At 60.4% G+C, this 20,252-nt stretch carries 18 protein-coding genes; 9 read left to right on the top strand and 9 right to left on the bottom strand.

Annotated features, from left to right (window positions below; all coding sequences use genetic code 11):
• Nucleotides 1-13 precede the first annotated feature (13 nt).
• The 9 genes from FJ951_RS26340 to FJ951_RS26380 form a co-directional block, all read right to left on the bottom strand.
• Nucleotides 14-811 carry a 3-keto-5-aminohexanoate cleavage protein gene (locus tag FJ951_RS26340; RefSeq protein WP_246671787.1) on the bottom strand — a complete coding sequence of 266 codons (798 nt, stop codon included), beginning with the start codon at nt 809-811 and terminating at the stop codon, nt 14-16.
• A gap of 90 nt (nt 812-901) precedes the next feature.
• Entirely contained in the window at nt 902-2,422 is a 1,521-nt protein-coding gene (locus FJ951_RS26345; protein ID WP_210239751.1) for a tripartite tricarboxylate transporter permease, read from the bottom strand.
• Nucleotides 2,423-2,426: 4 nt separating this feature from the next.
• Nucleotides 2,427-2,864 carry a tripartite tricarboxylate transporter TctB family protein gene (locus tag FJ951_RS26350; protein WP_140518030.1) on the bottom strand — a complete coding sequence of 146 codons (438 nt, stop codon included), beginning with the start codon at nt 2,862-2,864 and terminating at the stop codon, nt 2,427-2,429.
• Between the two features lie 45 nt (nt 2,865-2,909).
• Nucleotides 2,910-3,896 carry a tripartite tricarboxylate transporter substrate binding protein gene (locus FJ951_RS26355; RefSeq protein ID WP_140518031.1) on the bottom strand — a complete coding sequence of 329 codons (987 nt, stop codon included), beginning with the start codon at nt 3,894-3,896 and terminating at the stop codon, nt 2,910-2,912.
• Nucleotides 3,897-4,057: 161 nt separating this feature from the next.
• A complete protein-coding gene (locus FJ951_RS26360) occupies nt 4,058-5,701 on the bottom strand; it encodes a thiamine pyrophosphate-binding protein (RefSeq protein ID WP_140518032.1) in 1,644 nt (547 codons plus the stop codon).
• Nucleotides 5,702-5,748: 47 nt separating this feature from the next.
• Nucleotides 5,749-6,948, bottom strand: a complete 1,200-nt coding sequence (locus tag FJ951_RS26365) for a CoA transferase (RefSeq protein WP_181172286.1) — start codon at nt 6,946-6,948, stop codon at nt 5,749-5,751.
• 357 nt (nt 6,949-7,305) lie between these two features.
• Nucleotides 7,306-8,559, bottom strand: a complete 1,254-nt coding sequence (locus FJ951_RS26370) for a sialidase family protein (protein WP_140518034.1) — start codon at nt 8,557-8,559, stop codon at nt 7,306-7,308.
• A 229-nt stretch (nt 8,560-8,788) separates the two neighbouring features.
• Nucleotides 8,789-9,646, bottom strand: a complete 858-nt coding sequence (locus tag FJ951_RS26375) for a helix-turn-helix domain-containing protein (RefSeq protein WP_140518035.1) — start codon at nt 9,644-9,646, stop codon at nt 8,789-8,791.
• Nucleotides 9,631-10,719, bottom strand: a complete 1,089-nt coding sequence (locus FJ951_RS26380) for a mandelate racemase/muconate lactonizing enzyme family protein (protein ID WP_140518036.1) — start codon at nt 10,717-10,719, stop codon at nt 9,631-9,633. Before FJ951_RS26380 ends, FJ951_RS26375 begins: the two co-directional genes overlap by 16 nt.
• 119 nt (nt 10,720-10,838) lie before the next feature.
• Here FJ951_RS26380 and FJ951_RS26385 point away from each other — a divergent pair, with 119 nt between their 5' ends.
• From FJ951_RS26385 to FJ951_RS26425, 9 genes are all read left to right on the top strand, one after another.
• Nucleotides 10,839-11,945 (top strand): fumarylacetoacetate hydrolase family protein, encoded by a 1,107-nt coding sequence (locus FJ951_RS26385; protein WP_210239752.1) that lies wholly within the window; start codon nt 10,839-10,841, stop codon nt 11,943-11,945.
• A 10-nt stretch (nt 11,946-11,955) separates the two neighbouring features.
• Nucleotides 11,956-12,426 carry a nuclear transport factor 2 family protein gene (locus tag FJ951_RS26390; protein WP_140518037.1) on the top strand — a complete coding sequence of 157 codons (471 nt, stop codon included), beginning with the start codon at nt 11,956-11,958 and terminating at the stop codon, nt 12,424-12,426.
• Nucleotides 12,426-14,198, top strand: a complete 1,773-nt coding sequence (locus FJ951_RS26395) for a GMC family oxidoreductase N-terminal domain-containing protein (RefSeq protein WP_140518038.1) — start codon at nt 12,426-12,428, stop codon at nt 14,196-14,198. The genes FJ951_RS26390 and FJ951_RS26395 overlap by 1 nt, the downstream gene beginning before the upstream one ends.
• A 15-nt stretch (nt 14,199-14,213) precedes the next feature.
• Nucleotides 14,214-14,756, top strand: coding sequence for an isochorismatase family protein (locus FJ951_RS26400; protein ID WP_181172287.1), 543 nt, complete (start codon nt 14,214-14,216; stop codon nt 14,754-14,756).
• A 42-nt stretch (nt 14,757-14,798) separates the two neighbouring features.
• Nucleotides 14,799-16,235 carry an NAD-dependent succinate-semialdehyde dehydrogenase gene (locus FJ951_RS26405; RefSeq protein WP_140518040.1) on the top strand — a complete coding sequence of 479 codons (1,437 nt, stop codon included), beginning with the start codon at nt 14,799-14,801 and terminating at the stop codon, nt 16,233-16,235.
• Between the two features lie 7 nt (nt 16,236-16,242).
• Nucleotides 16,243-17,334, top strand: coding sequence for a mandelate racemase/muconate lactonizing enzyme family protein (locus tag FJ951_RS26410; protein ID WP_140518041.1), 1,092 nt, complete (start codon nt 16,243-16,245; stop codon nt 17,332-17,334).
• A gap of 63 nt (nt 17,335-17,397) precedes the next feature.
• Complete coding sequence (locus FJ951_RS26415) at nt 17,398-18,282, top strand: SDR family NAD(P)-dependent oxidoreductase (RefSeq protein ID WP_140518042.1); 885 nt, start codon at nt 17,398-17,400, stop codon at nt 18,280-18,282.
• Complete coding sequence (locus tag FJ951_RS26420) at nt 18,269-18,703, top strand: nuclear transport factor 2 family protein (protein ID WP_140518043.1); 435 nt, start codon at nt 18,269-18,271, stop codon at nt 18,701-18,703. The genes FJ951_RS26415 and FJ951_RS26420 overlap by 14 nt, the downstream gene beginning before the upstream one ends.
• A 434-nt stretch (nt 18,704-19,137) precedes the next feature.
• Nucleotides 19,138-20,214 (top strand): ABC transporter substrate-binding protein, encoded by a 1,077-nt coding sequence (locus FJ951_RS26425; protein WP_140518044.1) that lies wholly within the window; start codon nt 19,138-19,140, stop codon nt 20,212-20,214.
• Nucleotides 20,215-20,252 lie beyond the last annotated feature (38 nt).

The raw sequence follows: 20,252 nt of genomic DNA on the forward strand, positions 1-20,252 counted from the left end.
CTATATGCGGTCTTTATCCGAGAACCGACGGCGCCAGGTGTTCATCGGCCAAAGGCCGGCCGGCGGTTGCGGCCATTTCCGCTACTTTCGCGACACGCTCCGCATTGCTGACAGCCAGCTTGCCATGAGCGTCGACTATCGCGTTCTCGAATCCCATACGGACATGCCCTCCCATTTCGATCACGGCTTCCAGGCAAGCCATTTCCCCGCGACCGAAAGCACAAGCCATCCATTTGCCCTGGGCTGCGAGACTTTCCGCGCTCAAAACGCGGTAGAGGTCGTCGACCATATCCACGGTGGCGTCGTCGATGACACCGTACCGACCGGCGACAAGCAGAGTACTGGGCTGCCGATCGTCATCGAAGAGCCGCCCGCGCAGGCCGGAGAGGGTGCGAATGTCTTCGGCCGAATAAAGAATGTACTGGATAGAGATTTCGGAAGCGATGGCGCGCTGGACGATTTCGATCGCCCTTTCTTCACCGTCACGCAAGATCTCCGCTATCGAAACCGATGCATAATGCGGTTTGAGCTCCGAAAGGACCCGCTCTTGATCGCACACCGTGCAAATGGACGCCGCTTCTGTCGTGACCTGTACCGTAAGGTGGGGGACCGCCGTCGAAACCATCCGCACGGCCTCGGCGTATCCGGAGACGTCGAGACTATGCCTGCCGAACGGGTCTCGTATATGAAGGTGCATGGCTGCGGCGCCTGCCGCACGGCATTCGACGGCAGTGCTTGCCAGTTCATCGGCTGAAATCGGGAGCGCCGGGTGGTCGGCCTTGGTCCGGCGCGCACCGTTCGGCGCCACCATCACGAACAACGGCTTTACTAATATCTGGCTCCCGACAATCGTTCGTCTCCTGCCTTTCCTGCGATCCAGCAGGCGTCGCAAAAGGCGCGACTACTCATCGATGATCCGGGCATTGCGCCTTTTCAGGATCAGCGCCGATGCGCCGCCGCGCATCGAAAGGGCAACAATCATAAGGCTCAGAACGATGAACGTGCCGCTGATCGGCTCCTGCAGGAAGACGAAATAATCTCCATCCGAAATCAGCAGGGCGCGTCGGAAATGCTCCTCCAGGATGGGGGACAATATGACCCCCAGTATGAGAAGCGCCGGCGAATACCCGAAGGAAGAGCATATGTAGCCCAGGATTCCGAATATCATCATCGTGTAGATGTCGAAGACGTTGTTGTTGACGCTGTAGACACCGATACACATCACCAGCAGAACGATGGGGCTCAGGATGTGCGAAGGCACCGAAAGCAGTCTAACCCATATGCCGATGAGCGGAATGTTCAGGACCAGCAGCATCACGTTTCCAACCCACATGCTGGCGACCACCCCCCAGAAAATATCCGCATGCTGCACCATCATCAGCGGTCCGGGCTGGATTCCATGAATCATCATCGCGCCCATCAGCACCGCCATGACCGCGCCGCTCGGGATTCCGATGCCGAGCATGGGGATGAACGAGGCCTGGACCGTCGCATTGTTGCAGGCCTCGGGCGAAGCGATCCCTTCGATCGCGCCGGTGCCGAATTTAGACGGATCGCGGGAAATGCGCTTCTCGATCGAGTAGGCGATGAAGGTTCCCAAAGTGGCGCCCATGCCAGGCAGCAGTCCGATCACGGAACCCAGAACCGAACCCCGCAGGGTCGGCATCGTCGCCTCCCGCACCTCCTGGCGTGTCGGGATGAGTGAGCGGAGCGTTACCCGCTCGGGCTTTGAAGCGCCGTCCTCGTGCAGGTAGGTAGAAATGATCTCCGACACCCCGAACAGCCCCATCATCATTGCTACGAGATCGACACCGTCGATCAAGGATGGGACGCCCAGCGTGAAGCGTGCCTGCCCTGTGGTGACATCCGTCCCGACCATGCCGAGCAGCAGTCCTACCGCGACCATGGAGAAGCCTTTCACCGGCGACCCAAGCCCGAGCATCGACGCCCCAATCAGGCAGAAGAGAATGAGCGCAAAGTAGTCGGCCGAGGAAAAGCGCAGCGCGATGCTCGCCAGAAACGGCGTGAAGCAAACCAGCAGGATGAGCGCAAGCGTCCCACCCACGAAAGAAGCGCCGGCCGTAATGAACAGAGCGGCTCCCGCGCGACCTTTCTTGGCCATCGGATGCGCATCAAGGCAAGTGATCGCGGTTGACGGCTCACCGGGGAGGTTGAGCAGGATCGCCGTGATCGACCCGCCATACTGGGTTCCATAGAAAATGCCGGACAACATGATCAGCGCAAGCAGCGGATCGACATAATACGTCAACGGCAGACTCAGCGAAATTGCGGCTAGCGCGCCGATGCCGGGCAGAACGCCCACAAGCGTGCCGATCGTTACACCGATCAGGCAGAATAGAAGAGCCTCAGGCGTCAGGGCGTGCCCGAAGCCATGCATAAGATTTACAAGGGAATTCGTCATCGCATCACCAGGCAATAGCGCGCAGGGGAAGCTCGAACCCCTCGATGAAAATCACCACGGAGGCAGCCGAGGCGATGAGCGCGGTGAGGATCATGGCTCGCATCCTGACCTTGTTGCGCCCTAGCGACCCGAGAATCACGAGCAGCATTGAACTTGGAAACAGCCCGATGTGCTCGACCAGGAGAGCCCAGATCAGGAGCGCCGAGAAAACACAGATGAAGGCCCGCCAGGGAATTTCGGGCGCTGGACTGTCCGAGTGCCGGACCTCAAGCAAGACCGCGATGCCGGCAACCGCAGTGACAATGCCAAGGAGGACCGGGAAATACCCGGCTCCCATATTTTCAAGAGAGCCAACGCCATAGAAACTCCCGAAAAATGCCATGGCGATGCCAAAAATAACAATGGAGGCAGCTACGGCGCATTCCGATTTATTCAGTTTCATTTTCGAAACTCTCTGGAATCATCGACGATGTGCGATTTTTGGATGTCAGAATATTTTCTTGTAAACTTCTTCCTGCTTCGCGAGATACGCTGTCAGATCGGGGGAGTTCATATATTCGACGTTGGCACCGATCTTTTTCATTGAATCAAGGAAGTCTTCGCTTTTCACGGCGCTTGCAACCGCGTCGGAGACCTTGGAAACAATTTCGGCAGGCGTGTCCTTCGGCATTCCCACACCTCGCCAGGTGGCGATATCGAGCGGATAGCCCAGTTCGGCCGACGTCGCCACATCGGGAAGCTCAGGGTATCGCTTCGTTCCCGCCACGGCGAGCATGCGTAGCTGTCCCGATTGGATATAGGGCAACGTCTCGGTGACACCGTTGACGGTGCTGTCGATATGTCCGCCAAGCAACTGAACGATGGCTGCCGGTCCTCCATCGAACGGCACGTGCTTGAACTTCACGCCCGCGGCTTCCTCCAGATTGCGGGCAAGCATATGGAAGCTGCCGCCCTGGCTGCCGTTGCCAACCGTTATCGAGCCTGGATCGGCCTTTGCGGCGTCCAGAAACTCGGGCAGCGTCTTCCACTTGGAATTGGTCTGGACGCTCAGGCCGGCATAGTCAATCGTCAGCATCGCCACGGGCGCGAAGTCCTTGTAGGACGTTTTCATCACGCCACGCAGGTTCGCCGTGATCAACTGCGCCGTGAGAATGCCGAGCGTATAGCCATCGGGTTTTGCCGCCCTGATGTCCTCGAAGCCGACAACGCCGCCACCGCCCGCGCGATTGACGACTTGCACGGGCACGTCAAACTGCTTTGAAAGTTCATCCGCCAGCGCCCGCGCCAGAAGATCGGTGCCGCCTCCCGGCGCAAACGGAACGATCAGTTCGATCGGCCGGGACGGCCATTGCTCGGCAAGCGCGCCTGCCGAGGAAAAGAGCGCCAGCGCCGCCGCCGATCCAAGTATCACGCTACGCCGGGTTGGCCGGCTGCGGTTGATCGCGTCGATTTCAGTCTTGTCGTTCGAGCCCATAGTCTCCTCCACTTTTGAACGTTTTCTGCTTCCGAGCTGGACAGCCCCTCCCACGTTTCTGCACTTTACTTCCGTGGTCGATGCGTCGGTGATGGCGACGGTGCGCCATTTCGCTGTGGTCCGACGAGCAGCGCGGGCGCGCCTGGTCCACCTGAACCCCCTCAGGTTCGATAAGCGGTGAAACTCGCGGTGGTGGACTGCGCACGCCAGTCAGTCACGACGTTGATGACGGCGGTTTGCCCCTTCGAGACTGCCGCGGCGCCACGTTCGAGAGCCGGCCTGATGTCTTCTGGACGCTCCACATATTCGCCATAGCAACCAAGGGATTCGGCCATCTTGTCGAAACGCGTGTAACCGAGATCCCGGCCAGGCTTGACCTTTGTAGGATCGGCTGTCCACCCTCCGTTCAGGCTGATGACGACGAGGAGCGGCAGGCCATGCCGGGCCGCTGTATCGAGTTCCATCGCATTGAGGCCAAACGAGCCGTCGCCGTGCAGCACCACGACTTGAGCGTCGGGTCGCGCGGCCTTGGCGCCCACGCCGAAGGGCATGCCCACGCCCATGGTGCCGAACGGCCCCGAGTTCAGCCTGTGGCCTGGCCGGTAGGTTGGAATTGTCTGACGGCCGAAATTGAGAATCTCCTGGCCGTCCACAACCAGTATGGCGTCCCGGTCGATGAAATCGCGAACCTCCTTGCAAAGCCGGAGGGGATGAACAGGCGTCTGGTCGGTAGCGATGGCGTCCTCGTGCTTCGGCGCCCGCTTGAGCTCCACCGTGGCAAGTTGCTCCCGCCATTCTGCGAACCCGTCCGGCGTGAGCGACGACTTCACGGCGTCGCGGAGTTGTTCCAGCACCGCGGCGGCATCCGCCACGATGCCGATATCGACCCGGTCGCTTGCTCCGACGGCATCGGCGTCCGTGTCGATCTGAACGATCGTCGCGGTTTCCGAGAAACGTGGCGGGCGGGCGTGAGAAATGACGTAGTTGAGGCGAGTACCGACAATCAACACGAGGTCGGCTTCTTTGAAGGCTGTGGAGCGCGCGTGAGCGTAGAAGTAAGGATGGTCTTCAGGGATCACGCCGCGGCCCTGAGGCGTGGTGTAGAATGGAATGCCGGTCGCATCGACGAAGGCGCCAAGCTGCTCGGAAGCCTGCGACCACAGGATGCCGCTGCCTGTCACGATGACAGGGCGTTTTGCCTTTGCAAGCGCGTCGGCGACCTTGGACAACGTAGCCGCGTCGGCAGCCGGTCTGCTGCGTGCCGCACTTGCCGGCGTCTTGGGCCATACAACTTCGGCCTCGTCCACTTCGGCATAAAGCACGTCTCCGGGTAGATCGATATAAACCGGGCCTGGCTTGCCGGCCATGGCGCGCCGGAGGGCAATGTTGACGTACTCCGGAATACGTCGAGCGTCATAGACACGTTCGGCCCATTTCGTGACCGGCCGCATGATTGCCAACTGATCTACCTCCTGAAACGAGCCCTGCAGATACTGCCCAACTGGGCTTGCTCCTCCGAAGGCGACGACGGGCGCGCAGTCGACCAGTGCATTGGCGAGGCCCAGGGTAAGATTGATCGTCCCCGGCCCGGATGCGCCCATGCATAAGCCAGGCTTGCATTTTACTCGCGCGTAGGCCTGCGCGGCCATTGCAGCCGCCTGCTCGTGCCGGGTATCCACCATGCGCACACCGCCGCTGATGGCAGCCTTGACCGCATCGTTTATCGGTCCTCCCATGATGTAGAAGCCAGTTTCTACACCCTCTCTCGCGAGAGCTTCGCCAAACAACGTATATCCACGGACCATTTTCGTCTTCTTCTGTTCAGGGGCAGGAAGTGGTTAGATCAAGCTGTCTAGATCGCGCCAGCTTCCTGCAGGCGCGCGATTTCATCTTCGGGAACACCAAGCAGATCCCGATAGATCTCGATATTGTCGGCGCCGAGCAAAGGTGCGGGTTTCACCGGCACGTGGCTGGCCGATAGCTTGATCATGGCTCCGGGGAGAACAAATTCGCCACGCACTGGATGATCGACCGTAACGAACGTGCCTCGCTCGCGCAGGTCTGGATCTTGCGAAAGCTCGACGGTGTCGAAGGTGGCACTGACCGGGATTCCGGCGTCGCCGATAAGCTGCATGACGGTGTGTTTGTCATGCTGGACGGTCCAGGCCGTTATGACTTCGTCCACGCTGCGGAAATTGGCCGCACGGGATTTGGCGTCGATGAAACGCGGATCGTCCAGGAGATCATTGCGGTCCACGACTTCCAGCAGGCGATGCCAATGGGCATTGCTGGCGCGAGTCGTGTAGACATAGCAGTAATCGTTGGGCCCGCCGCCCTTGCAGGGATAAACCTCGCTCGGCGACGTACCGGCGATGATGCTCTGGTTGCCGCACCGTGGCGCGGGGGCGCCGAACATATATTGCGCCGCATAGGCGATGCGGCCGAAATTGATGACGGCGTCCTGCATCGTGACTTCGATGCGCTGGCCCTTATTGGTTGTGTGACGTTGATGCAGCGCGGCCAGAATGCCGATCGCGCAGTGAAGCCCCGCTCCGGTATCACCGATGTTCGGCCCTGGCTTCAAAGGGCGGCCGCCGTCTTCACCCGTGATCGACAATGCCCCACCCGCGGCCTGGGCTATCGGATCGAATGCGAGGAAGTTCCTGAACCGACCCGTCGGTGCAAACCCCTTGATCTGCGCATAGATGATACGCGGGTTTATCGAGCGCACGTGTTCATAGTCGAAGCCAAGCCGCTCGATCGCGCCGGGCGCGAAATTCTCGATGAAGATGTCGGCCTGCGCGATCAGCTTCTCGATCAGCTTACGGCCTTCTTCCGTCTTCAAATTGCATGTCACGCTACGCTTGTTTGCATTGAGCAGAAGGAAATAGGGGGAGTCGGAGCCGAGCTTGTCGGTGGTCGCGCCGCGACCCTGTTCTCCGCGCTTCGGCGGCTCCACCTTGATGACGTCCGCGCCAAGCCAGGCCAGGGTTTCGGTGCAAGACGTTCCCGCCTCAAATTGCGTCAGATCCACGATCCTGATGCCGGCCAACGCCGGTTTGCCGGTGCCTGCTTCTTCCGGGTTGGACGCATTGTTGCTCGAACTCATTACCCCTCCCAAGGCATTAGAATATTAAGGAATTACGAGTCTCAGCCGAACGAACTCGAGACAGATCAGCCGCTTGAGGCTAGGTTCCAGTAGCCCGCCTGTCCGCGTACCCGGCCGCTGCTTGCAGGGTCGAATACTTCCTCGCAGGGCCGGATAGCAATGCGGACTGTCTATAATTTCATCAAGCGAAATTATATCGGCGATCGGTGGCGACGATTTTGGCGGCCACGCCGCAGTGGCCTCGTCATGGTTGTCGATCGTCAATGGCTGCCGAAAGTGCGGCGGGCCGACCTTGCACGATCAATCCACCGAGAAGATGCTGCGGGCTATGTAGCGCACGCCGCCGGCACCCCAAAGAGTGTCGACCGGCTTTACCTGGATGGGATCGTTAACATCGTTGTAGTGGTAAACCGTTCCAACCCTGCCCGGCTCAACCTCCCAAGCGCGCGGATAGCCGATATCCCAACTGCCGCCATCGCCACGGATGATGATTTCCGGACCCCATGTCTCTCCCTCGTCCTCGCTGACAATGGCGCGCATGCCATAGGGCGGCAGCCGGTGGGTGTAGACGACCACCAGGCGCCCGTCGTTCAGCAGCACAGGGGAGCCTGGCGCCCCGAAATCGTTGACTCGCGAAAGGAACTGCCAGGTCTGCCCGCCATCGTCGCTCTTGAAAGCTTCGGTCCACATGTCGCCTGACCAGTTCCGATCGACACGCAACGTGCAGAAGATTCTGCCGCTCGGCAACATGATGCCGCGCGGATACATTCGCTGCATTCCGCTGAAATCGGGATCGTCTCGCGGGGTTATGAAGGAGAGAAAGCGGAACTCGGCGCCATCTTCAGTACTGCGGTAGACAAGTGGCCGGTTGGGCGCGCCGTGTTCGGGCCCGGCAGGGAACCGGTTGTGCTGTCCTTCGCGGGTCTCGCCGCCCGTCAGGAAGAGCAGACATCGTCCATCGGGTCGGACCAATGAGGATTCCACGGCACTTAGCGAATAGAGGCCGTCGAGCGGCAGCATCGCCGAGCGCGACCATGTCTGGCCAGCGTCTTTTGAAATGCGGAAAAAGACTTGGTTGTCCGGGGGGCCGAAAGCGGTGGTCAGGGTCGGCACGAAATCCCTGATTTGTGGATCTTCCCGTGTGTACTGGTAATAAAAATTCGAGACGAGGACATCTGTGTCGGTGAAGTCGATCGGCCCGATTTCCGCCAAGCCGCCGGGCTTCCCGTCTATCCCCGGCTGCGGGCATCTAACGTCCATCCCGGGGCGGTTCCTGTCCTCGTTCCAAATATGCCATGTCCGGCCCCGATCCTCCGATCGAATCGTGACGCCACGCCTGCCGCCCGGATTCTTGATCAGATTGTGGTGGGCGAGGCCGCGGGGGTCTCCGGAATAATCGGCGGCGGCAACCGAAAAATTGCAGATGAGATGGCCCGCCGCGGTTTCCCAGAAGCCGCGGGAAAAGGGGTGGCTCGCGAACTCGTTTTCACGCCGGTAAACGACGGCGTGCTCGGTATCCGTGGCGAAGCGTGGAGGAAGCAATTTCTTGATCATCGGTATTCCCGGAAGACGCGTGGCTCGGCTCTTGAATCGAACAAGGCGTTCGAGCCAGACGGAAATTATCGATGGAGGCAATAAGCACTATCGTCACTTTCAGCGAATGAAACTGGAGCATCCGAGGCTCCGGTCATCCACCGGAGCACCAGCCGCGTTGAGCATTCGGCGGTTCAGCCCCAGCGTGCAGGTAAGACACGGGATGCGTTCGATCGGTCTTTCGGAAAGGCTACATTCTGCGCCTTATCGCGTCGGCGGCGGATGAAGCTTCCGCACGAAGCGCATCGGCCATGACCGTGATCTGCGAACGTTTAACGACCCTTCGAAAGTAGGTTACACCGATAGTGGCAACGACGTGCCCGGGCTCGACCACGATTGGCACCGCCAATGAATTCGTGAAAGGATCGGCCCTCGAAAGTCGACTTGCATATCCTGTCTTGCGCGTCATTCGCAGCGCTTTGCGCCACTGATAGTTGGTGCTGACGATCTTGTCTTCTTCGAAGTCGCGCTCCAGTGCGAGCCTCAGGAGCAGGGTTCTTTCGCGGCTGCTGCAGAATGCCATGTAGGCGAGCCCGTGAGCCCGACTGATCAGGGAGGCGCGCTTGTGCAGTGTGCTTCGCACATGTGCCAGCGGACTAAGCGGAATCGAGGAGTATTGGACAACCATCGCATTGTGCTCGAGCGTCGCCGCGGCAAAGGGCCAGAGATATTCCTTCGTCAGGGCGTCCACGGCAGGCTTCACGACCTCGACGATCAGTGATTTGCTGTGATAGCCCGCGCTGAGCGCCTTGACCTTGGAGGTGAGCGAATATCCGCCCCGCCGCGAAACATGTTCAAAATAACCTTCCGCGCAAAGCGTTTCGAGGATGCGTACGACGCTGCTGGGCGGGATCGCGCATTCGTCGCTGATCCGTTGCACCGTGATCAATTCAAGCCGGTTGGCGCATTCTAGCACCGCAAGCGTTCGCTGCACCAGGCTCACATCCGCGTAGCTGCGCCGCTTCGAAGAGCTGGGAGACTCTTCGTCGGTTTCCTGTGGCTGTGGGGTTACCAGTGGCATGGGAAAACAGCTTATGTGGCCTGCCATTTTTCAACAATCCTCATATCCGGGTCACAACCCAGTCCTGGGCCGGCGGGAACAACCGTATGTCCGTGAGCGACCACGGGCATCATGGGGAAGGGAGATTCCTCCAACTCGACATAGAGGCGTTCCACCGGAATTTCCGGCTGTAGCGATGCGACGATGTGCAGGTTGGCGAGATAACCGGAACCCATGTATCCGCAATGGGGGATCGCTTCGACGCCATACTTATCCGCCATCGTCAGTATTTTGAGCATTTCGGTGATGCCGCCAACCTTGCAGACGCTGGGTTGCAGGATATCCACCGCTTTGGCGGCGAGGAGCCGTTCAAAATCGTCGATGGATGCCGTGTTCTCTCCGGCGGAAATCGGCGTCCCGGCCCCGCGCAAGCGCGCAAGCCCGGCATAGTCGTCCGGCGGCCATACGGGTTCCTCTATCCATCGCAGGTTCAGGTCGCGGACCGCCGCAAGCACTTCCTTCGACTGTTCGACGCTCCACGGGCAGTTCGTATCGACCGCCAACGCGGTCGGTTCGCCGAGGCTGCGCCGAGCCAGCCGTATCCGTTCAAGGGTGATCTCATGCAGCTTGACGGTTCCATAGCCTTCGCCCAGCGCGCTGGAACAGGTTTTCTCCAAGGCCTCGTCCGACGAACACCGCAGGAAACTTGCATAGACCGGCAATTCATGGCGCCTCTTCCCGAGAAGGTCGGACACTGATTTGCCCTCTCGTTTACCGCGGAGGTCCCACAGGGCGATGTCGATGCCTGAAATGGCGTAGACCGCCGGTCCGCTGAGCCCAAACAAATGGATCTTGCGGCGGACGCTCTCCATCAGTGTGCCGATGTCGCGCGCGTCTTCGCCCACCAGCAGCGGCGCCACCAAACTGTCGATCATGGATTTTGTCGCGACCGCGCCGGCGTGGCCAAAGGCTTCGCCCCATCCCGTCAACCCATCCGTGGTCCTGATTCGGACCAGCAGCATCGCAAGCGCATTCGACGGCCGGCCGGCAATATAGTGAAAACCTCCGCTCGTCCGGTACGGCAGGGAAAGCATGAAACTGTCGACGGTTTCGATCTTCAAGTCGTCCTCCTCATGGTTCCGCTTCCTTCTATCACGGGCGTGCGCGGCGGATCGGATTGCCGATTTGAGTTTCAGTGGTCGAAATTGGAGCGCAAGTCGTTTGCGTCTGGAGGGTCTCTTTGCTGAATTCGGGCATCAATAACCTCCAAGCGGGCGTTTGCCCGGCAAATCATCGGCGGGCATCAGGCAGATTCAACGCGGCCAATATTCGTGGCGCGCCGTCAATAACGAGAAAGGTGCGGGATTTGAAAATCGCAAGTGTGAAAGCAGCGGGAGCCGATATCCTGGTTACCGAGGGCCCTGACGGTCGGATTGCAAGTCTCGCGGACGCCCTGAAGGCTTTCACGGGCGCTTCGCCGGCCTGGAGCGGCGACATGGTGTCGTTGATCGAGGCAGGCCCGGCTGCTCTGCAAGACCTGGCAAAGGTCCACGACGCCTTCTCGGCCAATCCCAATGCGATACCGGCGATAGCTCCGGAGGCCATTCAGTGGCACCCGCCAGTCCGCAGGCCGTCAAAAATCTGTTGCCTCGCGCTCAACAACAGCGCCAATTCGGAGCGGATCCTCTCGGGTCCGAACCATCCGGCGATCTTCGTGAAAGGCGCGAACGCTTTGGTAGGGCACGGCGAATCGATTCTGGTCAAGGAGCATTACGGACGTGTCCACCCCGAGCCGGAACTGGCGCTGGTTATTGGCAAGACGGCAAAGGACATTCGCGCCGCCGAGGCAATGGATTATGTCTTCGGCTATACAATCCACAACGACATCACATCTCCCACCATGCGGGCCGAGGATACGTTTCACTATCGTGCGATCCATCCGCGCAAGGACGACGATACGGTGATCGAATATGTCGACACCTTCGTATCCTATTCGGGACGCTACAAATGCAGCGACACGTTCTCCCCCATGGGGCCTTGGATCGTCTTGCGAACCCAGGTGCCTGATCCGCATGCGCTTTCGGTTAGATGCGACCATAAGGGCGAGCTCGTCACGGAAGACAGCACCCGCAATCTTACCCACAAAATCCCCGAAGTCCTGGAGTTCATCTCCGGCTACATGACGATGGTGCCGGGTGACATCGTCTCAATGGGAACCGCGCTACAGCGCGCGAACGGAACCGGTAGGGCTGTGCAGAATGTCGATCTGCGCACACTGGGGGGGCCGGTTTCCGTCTCCATCGAAAAAATCGGGACTCTCTCTAACACCGTAATAGCGATCGGCTAGAATGACTGCCATGGACTTTCGCAACCTGCTCTTGCTGCGGCTCGAAATCGAGGCCCTGAACGCGGAGTTCGCCTACCTGATCGACCACGATCAGTCCGAACGGGTCGCGGACCTGTTTACCGTCGATGGCGTCTATGGCCGTTCGACGGGAGGCCGCAGCGTTGGCAGAGAGGCAATCCGCAACAGCTACAGTCTCCGCAAGGACAATGGGCCGCGCACGGCGAGACACATCTTTAGCAATCTGCGCTTGATGCCTCTCGATGATGGCCGCGTGGGTGGATCATGCGTCCTGACGCTCTTTGCCAAAGACGGCCTGCCGCCGCATCCCGCCGACCCGATGGTCGTGGCCGACTACGACGACATTTACGAGTGCGGGGACGACGGGCGCTGGCGTTTCAAGGAGCGCACTATAACCTGGATTTTCGTGCGCGAGGGCGCGTCGTCTCCACTCGCCTTGGGTGCCGGGCAGGAGAAACGCTGATGTCCCCTCGCAGCCATCCCGCCGCGCCCGGCGAAACTTGCGACTACCTGATCATCGGTGGCGGTTCTGCCGGTTGTACCTTGGCTTCCCGGCTCTCCGAGGATCCGAACGTCTCGGTCGTGCTGGTGGAGGCCGGCAAGAACGTGACCCGTGAGACCGCGTCCGACGACGTGCTTTCCAACTATCCGGGCAAAGCATATTTCAATCCGGACTACACATGGCCCGAATTGAAGGCGCGCCTGGGCGGCGGCCGGCGAAACGATCCCGAAGCCGGGCGCATCGCCCGCTACGAGCAGTCGCGGCTTTTGGGTGGCGGCTCGACGATCAACGGTCTCTGCGCCAACAGGGGCGCGCCATCCGACTATGATGAATGGGAGCGCCTCGGGGCGGGCGGATGGGATTGGGAGTCCGTTCTGCCCTATTTCCGCAAGCTCGAACGCGACCTGAATTTCCACGACGACCTGCACGGTGCCGATGGCCCGGTGGCGATCAGCCGCTTTCCCACGGATGACTGGACAGGCTTCGTCCGGGCGGTGACGGGCGAACTCGGCCGGCAAGGCTACGGGCTGGTCGACGACCAGAACGGCGCCTGGCGCGATGGCTACATGCCGGTGGCGACTTCAGTCGATGAAAACGGGCAGCGCGTTTCCTGCGCCTATGCGTATCTGACGCCGAGCGTGCGTGCGCGATCCAATTTGTCGGTGCTGACGGAGACGATGGTCGAACGGATCGTGTTCGACGGCAAGGAAGCCACGGGCGCCGTCCTGCGGGACGGCCAAGGCCGGCATCACACCGTTGCCGCGCGCGAAACCGTGTTGAGTTGCGGAACCATACACAGCCCCGCAATGCTTTTGCGTAGCGGCATCGGGCCGGCGAGCGAAGTTGCCGCGCTGGGCTTGAAGGGCATCGCCGATCGTCGTGGCGTCGGGCGCAACCTGATTGAGCACCCGGTCATCTCGGTGTCGTGCCTGCTCGACCGCTCCGCCCGCATGCACAATCCCTTTCGCCATCATACCCAAGCCCATCTCAGATACTCGTCCGGGCTGGAGGATTGTCCCGACGGCGATATGAGCCTCGCCATAATTGCCCGCTCCGGCTGGCACGCGATGGGATATCGGATCGGCACGCTCTATGTATGGGTCAACAAATCCTATTCCCAGGGAAGCGTGCGATTGGCCAGCGGCAGCGTCGACGCTGAGCCGATCGTTGATTTCAGGATGCTTTCTGACGATCGCGACATGCAAAGGTTGAGAAAGGCATTCCGCTTCGTGGCGGCGCTGGCACAATCCGAAACCGTCTCGGGCATTTCCAGCATAGCTTTCCCCGCCAATTATTCCGATCGGGTCCGGCACTTCTCCGTGCCCGGTATGCGCAACCAGGCGGTGATGCAGATCTTTGCCTCGATGCTTGACGCCCTTCCGGCCATGCGGCCGTGGCTTGTCAGGAAATTCGTGACCGAGGGGGCAACGCTTGCGGAAATCCTTTCCGACGACACGGTCCTCGACAACTATTTGACCGAGTGCGTGACGGGGGTCTGGCATCCGGTGGGTACCTGCCGGATGGGCAGGCAGGACGATCCGCTGGCAGTGACGGACAACGGTGGCCGTGTCTACGGCGTTGGAAGGCTGCGCGTATGTGATGCATCTGTGATGCCGTCCATTCCCCGCGCCAACACGAATATACCGACGATCATGGTCGCCGAACGCATGGCGGATCTGATCAAGAAGGAACGCGCCGCCAATACGGTTCATGGCGAAGCTTCGGCCGCCTGATATGAGGAAACGATGATGCTTGTGGAAGCCACGACCGCATTCCTGCTGGTCATTGACGTCCAGGAGCGGCTGCTTCCGGCGGTCGCAAACAATGTCGCGGTGGAATGCAACTGCGCCGTGCTCTTGAAGGCTGCAAGCGAAATGGAGGTTCCCGCGGTCGTTTCGGAGCAGTATCCCAGAGGGCTTGGAAAGACGGTTCCGGCTCTCGCGGAGCTTGTCAGTGACGATGCCATCTTTGCCAAGGTGGAATTCTCCTGTGCGCGCGACCTGGGCCTCATGGCGCATATCGAGGGTTTGGGGCGGAAGCAGGCGATCCTGTGCGGCCTGGAAGCTCACATCTGCGTTCTCCAGACCGCGCTGGAACTCAAACGTCGAGGCTTCGAGGTGTTCGTTGCGCTGGACGCCATCGGCTCACGCGCCGATTCCAGCAAGGAGATCGCCCGCGACAGAATGAATGCTGCGGGTATAGCGATTGTCACGGCCGAAATGGTCGTGTTCGAGATGATGAAGACGGCCGCCGCGCCCCAATTCAAGCTCCTCAGCAAACTGATCCAGTAGTGCTGGGGAAGCGCTGCGCCGCAAACCAAGGACTGACAGATTATGGGTGAAACGGTTCAACTTTATATCGACGGCATGTGGCGCGACGGCGCGACGCGCGAGACTACCGATTTCTGGGATCCGGCAACCGGGGCCACGGCGGGAGCGGTGGCCGTGGCGACCTCCAAGGATCTCGAAGAAGCTTGCAGCGCCGCCGACAGAGGCTTCCGGCTGTGGCGGGCGAAATCGGCCGTCGAACGCAGCGGCCTTCTTCGAAAGGCATCGGCGCTGATCCGTGAGCGAAGCGCCGTCATAGCGCCTCTTCTGACCCGAGAGCAGGGCAAGCCCCTCGTACAAGCAAGGCAGGAGGTGGAATCTTCCGCCGACATCTTCGAATGGTTCGCGGAGGAGGGGCGCAGGGTCTATGGCAGGATCATTCCGTCTCGGGCTCCGGATGTAAGGCTGTCCGTCACGCGCGAGCCGGTCGGTCCGGTGGCATCGTTCAGCCCGTGGAACTTTCCTCTCGCACAGGCTGCCCGCAAGATCGGCGCAGCGCTTGCCAGTGGCTGTTCCGTGATCCTGAAGGGACCGGAAGAAGCCCCCGAAGCGCTTGCCCGGATCGTCGGCGCCCTGCATGACGCGGGTATTCCCGCCGGCGTCCTCAATCTGGTCTATGGCGTGCCGAGCGAAATATCGTCGTTTCTCATCCCCCATCCAGCCATCCGTAAGATTTCCTTCACGGGATCGACCGTCGTCGGCAAGCAACTCGCCGCCATGGCCGGTGCGCACATGAAACGCGCCACGATGGAACTCGGCGGACATTCGCCCACGCTCGTGTTCGAGGACGCCAATCTCGAGCGTGCCGCCGACCTGCTCACGGCGTTCAAGTTCCGGAATGCCGGCCAGGTCTGCACCTCGCCCGCGCGCATCCTGATCCAGGACAAGGTTTACGGTGAGTTCAAGTCCAAGCTCGTCGAGCGAGCGGCCCGGCTGAAGACCGGCAATGGCTCCGACCCCGGCACGGACATGGGGCCTCTGGCCAATCCCCGGCGCGTGCAGGCGATGGAGGCTTTCGTGCAGGATGCCACGGACCGTAATGCTTCCGTCGCCACAGGCGGCCGCCGAATCGGCAACCAGGGAAATTTCTTCGAGCCGACGATCCTGGAGGACGTTCCGCAGCCGGCAAGGATCATGAACGAGGAGCCCTTTGGTCCGATCATGACGCTGCAGCGCTTCGCCGATTTCGACAGCATGGTCGAAGAGGCGAACAGGCTTCCCTATGGGCTGGCCGCCTATGCCTACACGCGTTCCGCACGCACGGCAGCCATGGTGAGCGATGCGGTGGAGAGCGGGATGGTTTCGATCAACCATCATGGCCTAGGTCTTCCGGAGACGCCGTTCGGCGGCGTGAAGGACAGCGGCTACGGGTCCGAGGGCGGCTCGGAAGCGATGGAGCCATATCTGGTTTCCAAATTCGTTACCCACTCCTTGGTGGACTGACCACCCGATGGTGATCACAGGCTTCGAGGTTCTGCTGCTCGGCCTACCGGTCGATGAGCCTCTCGCGGGCGGACCATCCAGACCGAACGCGAGCAGGCCCACGGTGCTGCTTCTGCTGCGTACCGACGAAGGCGTGGAGGGTATCGGTTTCACCTTCCTTGGCGCGGGTCTTTCTCGCGCATTGAAAGTGGCCGTGGAAGACATGGCGGAAATGTGCCTCGGGCATGACCCGCTTGATCCTGCGCCACTATTCGAAAAGATCAGCGCCCTCGCGGGCGGCTCTGGCCCAGCGGGTATTTTCACGCTTGCTCAGGCGGCTCTCGATATCGCTTTGTGGGATATCAAGGGCAAGGTGGCGGGACAGCCGCTATGGCGATTGCTTGGGGCGAAGGGCACACCGGTGCCGGCTTATGCCAGCGGAGCCATGATGCGGGATTTCGATCTCGACATAGTCCTGCGGGCATGCCGTCGCCTGACCGACGACGGCCACCGGCAGGTCAAGATGCAGCTTGCCCTGCCTGGCGCTTACGATCGGGACAGGGAGGTGGATCGAATTCGTCGGGTTCGAGAGGCGCTCGGCGAGGATGTCGAACTGATGTGCGACGTCAACCAGCGCTGGACTGTCCAGCAGGCGATCGAAATGGGCCATGCGATGGCTGAATTCAAGCTTTGCTGGCTCGAGGATCCGATCGCCCATGACGACCTGCGCGGGCAGGTGGCGGTGAACGGCGGGCAGCCCGTCCCGGTCGCGACCGGCGAATTCATCTATCGGCTCAACGGCTTCGACCAACTCTTGAATGCCGCGCCGCCGGACTACGTGATGATCGATCCGTTTCGCGCAGGGGGAATAACGCCGTGGCTCGCCATCGCGGAACTGGCGCAGGTTCACGGCAAGCCGGTCGTGAGCCACCTCGCGCCCGAGGTGCAACTTCATCTCGTCGCCGCGATTCCAAACGGCCGGACGGTGGAATACATGCCATGGTCCATCGCCATGTTCCGGGAAGTCCCCTGGCCGCGAGATGGATATCTGCACCTGGGAGAAGCGCCCGGGCTCGGTCTGGACATCGATGTCACCGCTGTCAAACGATATCGTTTGTAAGGTCGCGACGGATATGTGCGTGAGCTTGTTCTTTCCCCTCGGGTTCGAGTATGCGGAGGAAACATGCGTATTTGGCTCGTAACGGGGGCCAGCAAGGGGCTTGGCTCAGCTATCGCCCGTGCCGCGCTCGCTCGTGGAGACCGGGTGGCGCTGACGGGACGCAAAATGTCCCCGGCAGACCCGGTATTTGCTGAATTTCCAGACACGGCATTGCCTGTGGCGCTTGATGTCAGCAACTCCGAAAGCATTCGTGCAGCCGTTCGCAAGGTGGAACAATGGGCGGGCCGCATCGACATATTGGTGAACAATGCGGGGCAGGGAATTCACGGCGCGATCGAGGAGACGTCCGACACGAGCCTGCGCGCCCTATTCGACGTCAATTTCTTCGGAGTCGCTACGCTGATACGCGAAGTGCTGCCTTCGATGCGCGAGCGCGGCAGTGGGTTCATCATTAACATTGGCTCTGTGGCCGGATTTGTCTCAAATCCCGGAACTGGCGCGTATTGCGCCACCAAGTTTGCGCTGGAAGGCTTAACGGAAGCACTCCGCAAGGAGGTCGCCGGCATGGGCATCAGGGTGTCTATGGTCGCGCCGGGCGGAATGCGCACCGGTTTCAACGGTCCTTCGATCTGGCAGGCGGATGTCCGGATGGAGGCCTATCAGGCGACCGCCGGCGCACGCACGGACGAACTTGGGCGCAATGCCGCTCGCAGGGGCAGCGACGTACGCGCCGTGGCAGCGGCCGTATGGAACCTGGCGAGCGAGGCGGATCCGCCCTTGCACCTTATCCTCGGCGCGGATGCCATCGAGCGGATCGACGAGAAGCTGTCGCTCCTGCGATCGCAACTGGCGAAGGCCAACCCCCTGACGGAAGATTTCAGTGACAACAGCAGCAACGCGTCCTCTTGTGGCACGGTCGATCCCGGAGTTGAAAATGAGCACACTTGACGTCCTGTTGGCAAAGGATGCCATCCGCGAAGCGATGGCGAAATACTGCCATAACCTCGATGCCTGCAATTTCGCTGGAGTCGCCTCCCTGTTCGCCGAGGATGGCTTATGGGAAACCGATTATGGCGCCGCGACGGGGCGAGGCGAGATCGAAGCCTTCCTGGCGACGGTCGTTCCAACGAAGGGAAACGGCCCCCAGCGCAAGCACTACATCTGCAACACCGCGATCGAGGTGGCGGGCAAGGAGGCATCCGCCGTTTCCGATTACCTCATCGTCAGGGAATCGGAAGCTGGACTGATCCCGGTGATGGGCGGCACCTACAAAGACAGCTTCAAGGAAGTCGGCGGCCAATGGCTGTTCAGCAGGAAATTCCTCATCCACGACATTGCAGGCGACATGGGGCTGCTGAACAAGCGCTGACCTCAATTGGGTCGGTCGCCCGGGCGCAGAAGTCGCGAGGCCATTTGAGCCGTGCCTGTCTTGCGCCTGCCGTCGGCGCGTAGGCATAGAGCAATGGCGAGCACGTTTGTGCCCGAAGATGCGCTGGAGCGCATCGGCGCCGTGCAAATCGCGCCAGATCCGAAACTCCCTCACTCGGTCCTAGACATCTGGCCGGCCCAGGCGATGGCCGAATTCATATCCGTGCAAAGTGAGCGACGTGATCTTTTCTGAACCGGGGCAAGGACGCCGCGCCGGGGCCGGTGGGCTATTTCCAAATCTGGTTGAATGCAGGCCAATTTCATTGTCCGGAATTCGGCGGATTCAAGCGCGCAGGCAAAGGCCGCTGCTTGGTATGATTTTCACATCAGACTGAAGAGCGCCTTGGCGCACTTTCACCATCGGGAGGGGGTGTAATGTCGATGATATCCAAGAATTCGATCCACAAAACCGTGACGCGCCGACAGTTTTTGAGAAACTCGGCAGCGGTGGGCATCGGTTTGGCCGCGCCAAGTCTACTGACGACCCGCTCTCGGGCCGCTGAATCTCTTGTCTATATCGGATATGGCGGTTCGACGCAGGACGTAATCAACAAGGTATTCATCGAATCGTTCACCAAGGAAACCGGCATCGAGATCATCTCCAATCCCGGCGCAGACCTGGCCAAGTTGAAGGCGCAGGTGCAGACCGGAAATATCGAATGGGACCTTGTCAATCTTATCGGGCCGCAAGCGTCGGCAGCTGGCAATGATGGGCTGCTGGAGGAGATTGATTATGCGGTTGTCCACAAGAACGGGCCGCTTGAGCGGGGCCAGTCCAAATTCTTCAACACCTATTATTTTTCCCGGGGCGGCATAGGCTTCAATCCCGAGAAATTCCCCGCCGGCAAGCATCCGACCGGTTGGGCGGAATTCTGGGACATCGAACGTTTTCCCGGCAGGCGGGGACTGCGCTCGCGGCCCGAAGACAATTTGGAGATGGCCTTGATAGCAGATGGCGTCGCTCCGCGGGATGTCTATCCCATCGATGTCGATCGCGCGTTCGCGTCGCTCGACAAGATCAAGCAGAGCGTTGCGCACTGGATCGCGGAAACGCCCCAGACCGTGTCACTCCTGCAGAACAATGAGGTGGATTTCGTATTCACCTACAGTTCACGCATCGAGGCCGCGCAGAAGCAGGGGTCTTCGGTCGATTTTGCCTACGGGCCGAACTTCCTGACGCCGGGAACGCACGTAATCCCCAAGGGGACAAAGAAGCGCGACATGGCCATGCAGCTTATGGGGCATTTCCTGCGGCCCGACCTGCAAGCCGAATTCTGCAATCAGACCGGTTCCACTCCTATACATCCGGGCGCGGTTCCGCTCATGAAGGCGGAGGTTCAAGCCAATCAGCCGAAATTCGACGATCCAGAAGTCATGTTCGTGGATGTCGACTGGTGGGCCCAGAATTACGTCGAGACGAGCCGTCGCTTTCTCGAGTGGCGCTTGACGTGACGTTCACATCCACCCGGTCGGTGACGGCGTTCGCGTGA

This window comes from Mesorhizobium sp. B2-2-3 (assembly GCF_006442405.1).
In the GTDB taxonomy this organism is placed as follows: Bacteria; Pseudomonadota; Alphaproteobacteria; order Rhizobiales; family Rhizobiaceae; genus Mesorhizobium.

Coding starts and splice junctions, on each gene's coding strand:
- FJ951_RS26340 (WP_246671787.1), bottom strand. CDS start 811: ATGGTGGCGCCGAACGGTGCGCGCCGGACCAAGGCCGACCACCCGGCG.
- FJ951_RS26345 (WP_210239751.1), bottom strand. CDS start 2,422: ATGACGAATTCCCTTGTAAATCTTATGCATGGCTTCGGGCACGCCCTG.
- FJ951_RS26350 (WP_140518030.1), bottom strand. CDS start 2,864: ATGAAACTGAATAAATCGGAATGCGCCGTAGCTGCCTCCATTGTTATT.
- FJ951_RS26355 (WP_140518031.1), bottom strand. CDS start 3,896: ATGGGCTCGAACGACAAGACTGAAATCGACGCGATCAACCGCAGCCGG.
- FJ951_RS26360 (WP_140518032.1), bottom strand. CDS start 5,701: ATGGTCCGTGGATATACGTTGTTTGGCGAAGCTCTCGCGAGAGAGGGT.
- FJ951_RS26370 (WP_140518034.1), bottom strand. CDS start 8,559: ATGATCAAGAAATTGCTTCCTCCACGCTTCGCCACGGATACCGAGCAC.
- FJ951_RS26375 (WP_140518035.1), bottom strand. CDS start 9,646: ATGGCAGGCCACATAAGCTGTTTTCCCATGCCACTGGTAACCCCACAG.
- FJ951_RS26390 (WP_140518037.1), top strand. CDS start 11,956: ATGGACTTTCGCAACCTGCTCTTGCTGCGGCTCGAAATCGAGGCCCTG.
- FJ951_RS26395 (WP_140518038.1), top strand. CDS start 12,426: ATGTCCCCTCGCAGCCATCCCGCCGCGCCCGGCGAAACTTGCGACTAC.
- FJ951_RS26400 (WP_181172287.1), top strand. CDS start 14,214: ATGCTTGTGGAAGCCACGACCGCATTCCTGCTGGTCATTGACGTCCAG.
- FJ951_RS26405 (WP_140518040.1), top strand. CDS start 14,799: ATGGGTGAAACGGTTCAACTTTATATCGACGGCATGTGGCGCGACGGC.
- FJ951_RS26410 (WP_140518041.1), top strand. CDS start 16,243: ATGGTGATCACAGGCTTCGAGGTTCTGCTGCTCGGCCTACCGGTCGAT.
- FJ951_RS26415 (WP_140518042.1), top strand. CDS start 17,398: ATGCGTATTTGGCTCGTAACGGGGGCCAGCAAGGGGCTTGGCTCAGCT.
- FJ951_RS26420 (WP_140518043.1), top strand. CDS start 18,269: ATGAGCACACTTGACGTCCTGTTGGCAAAGGATGCCATCCGCGAAGCG.
- FJ951_RS26425 (WP_140518044.1), top strand. CDS start 19,138: ATGTCGATGATATCCAAGAATTCGATCCACAAAACCGTGACGCGCCGA.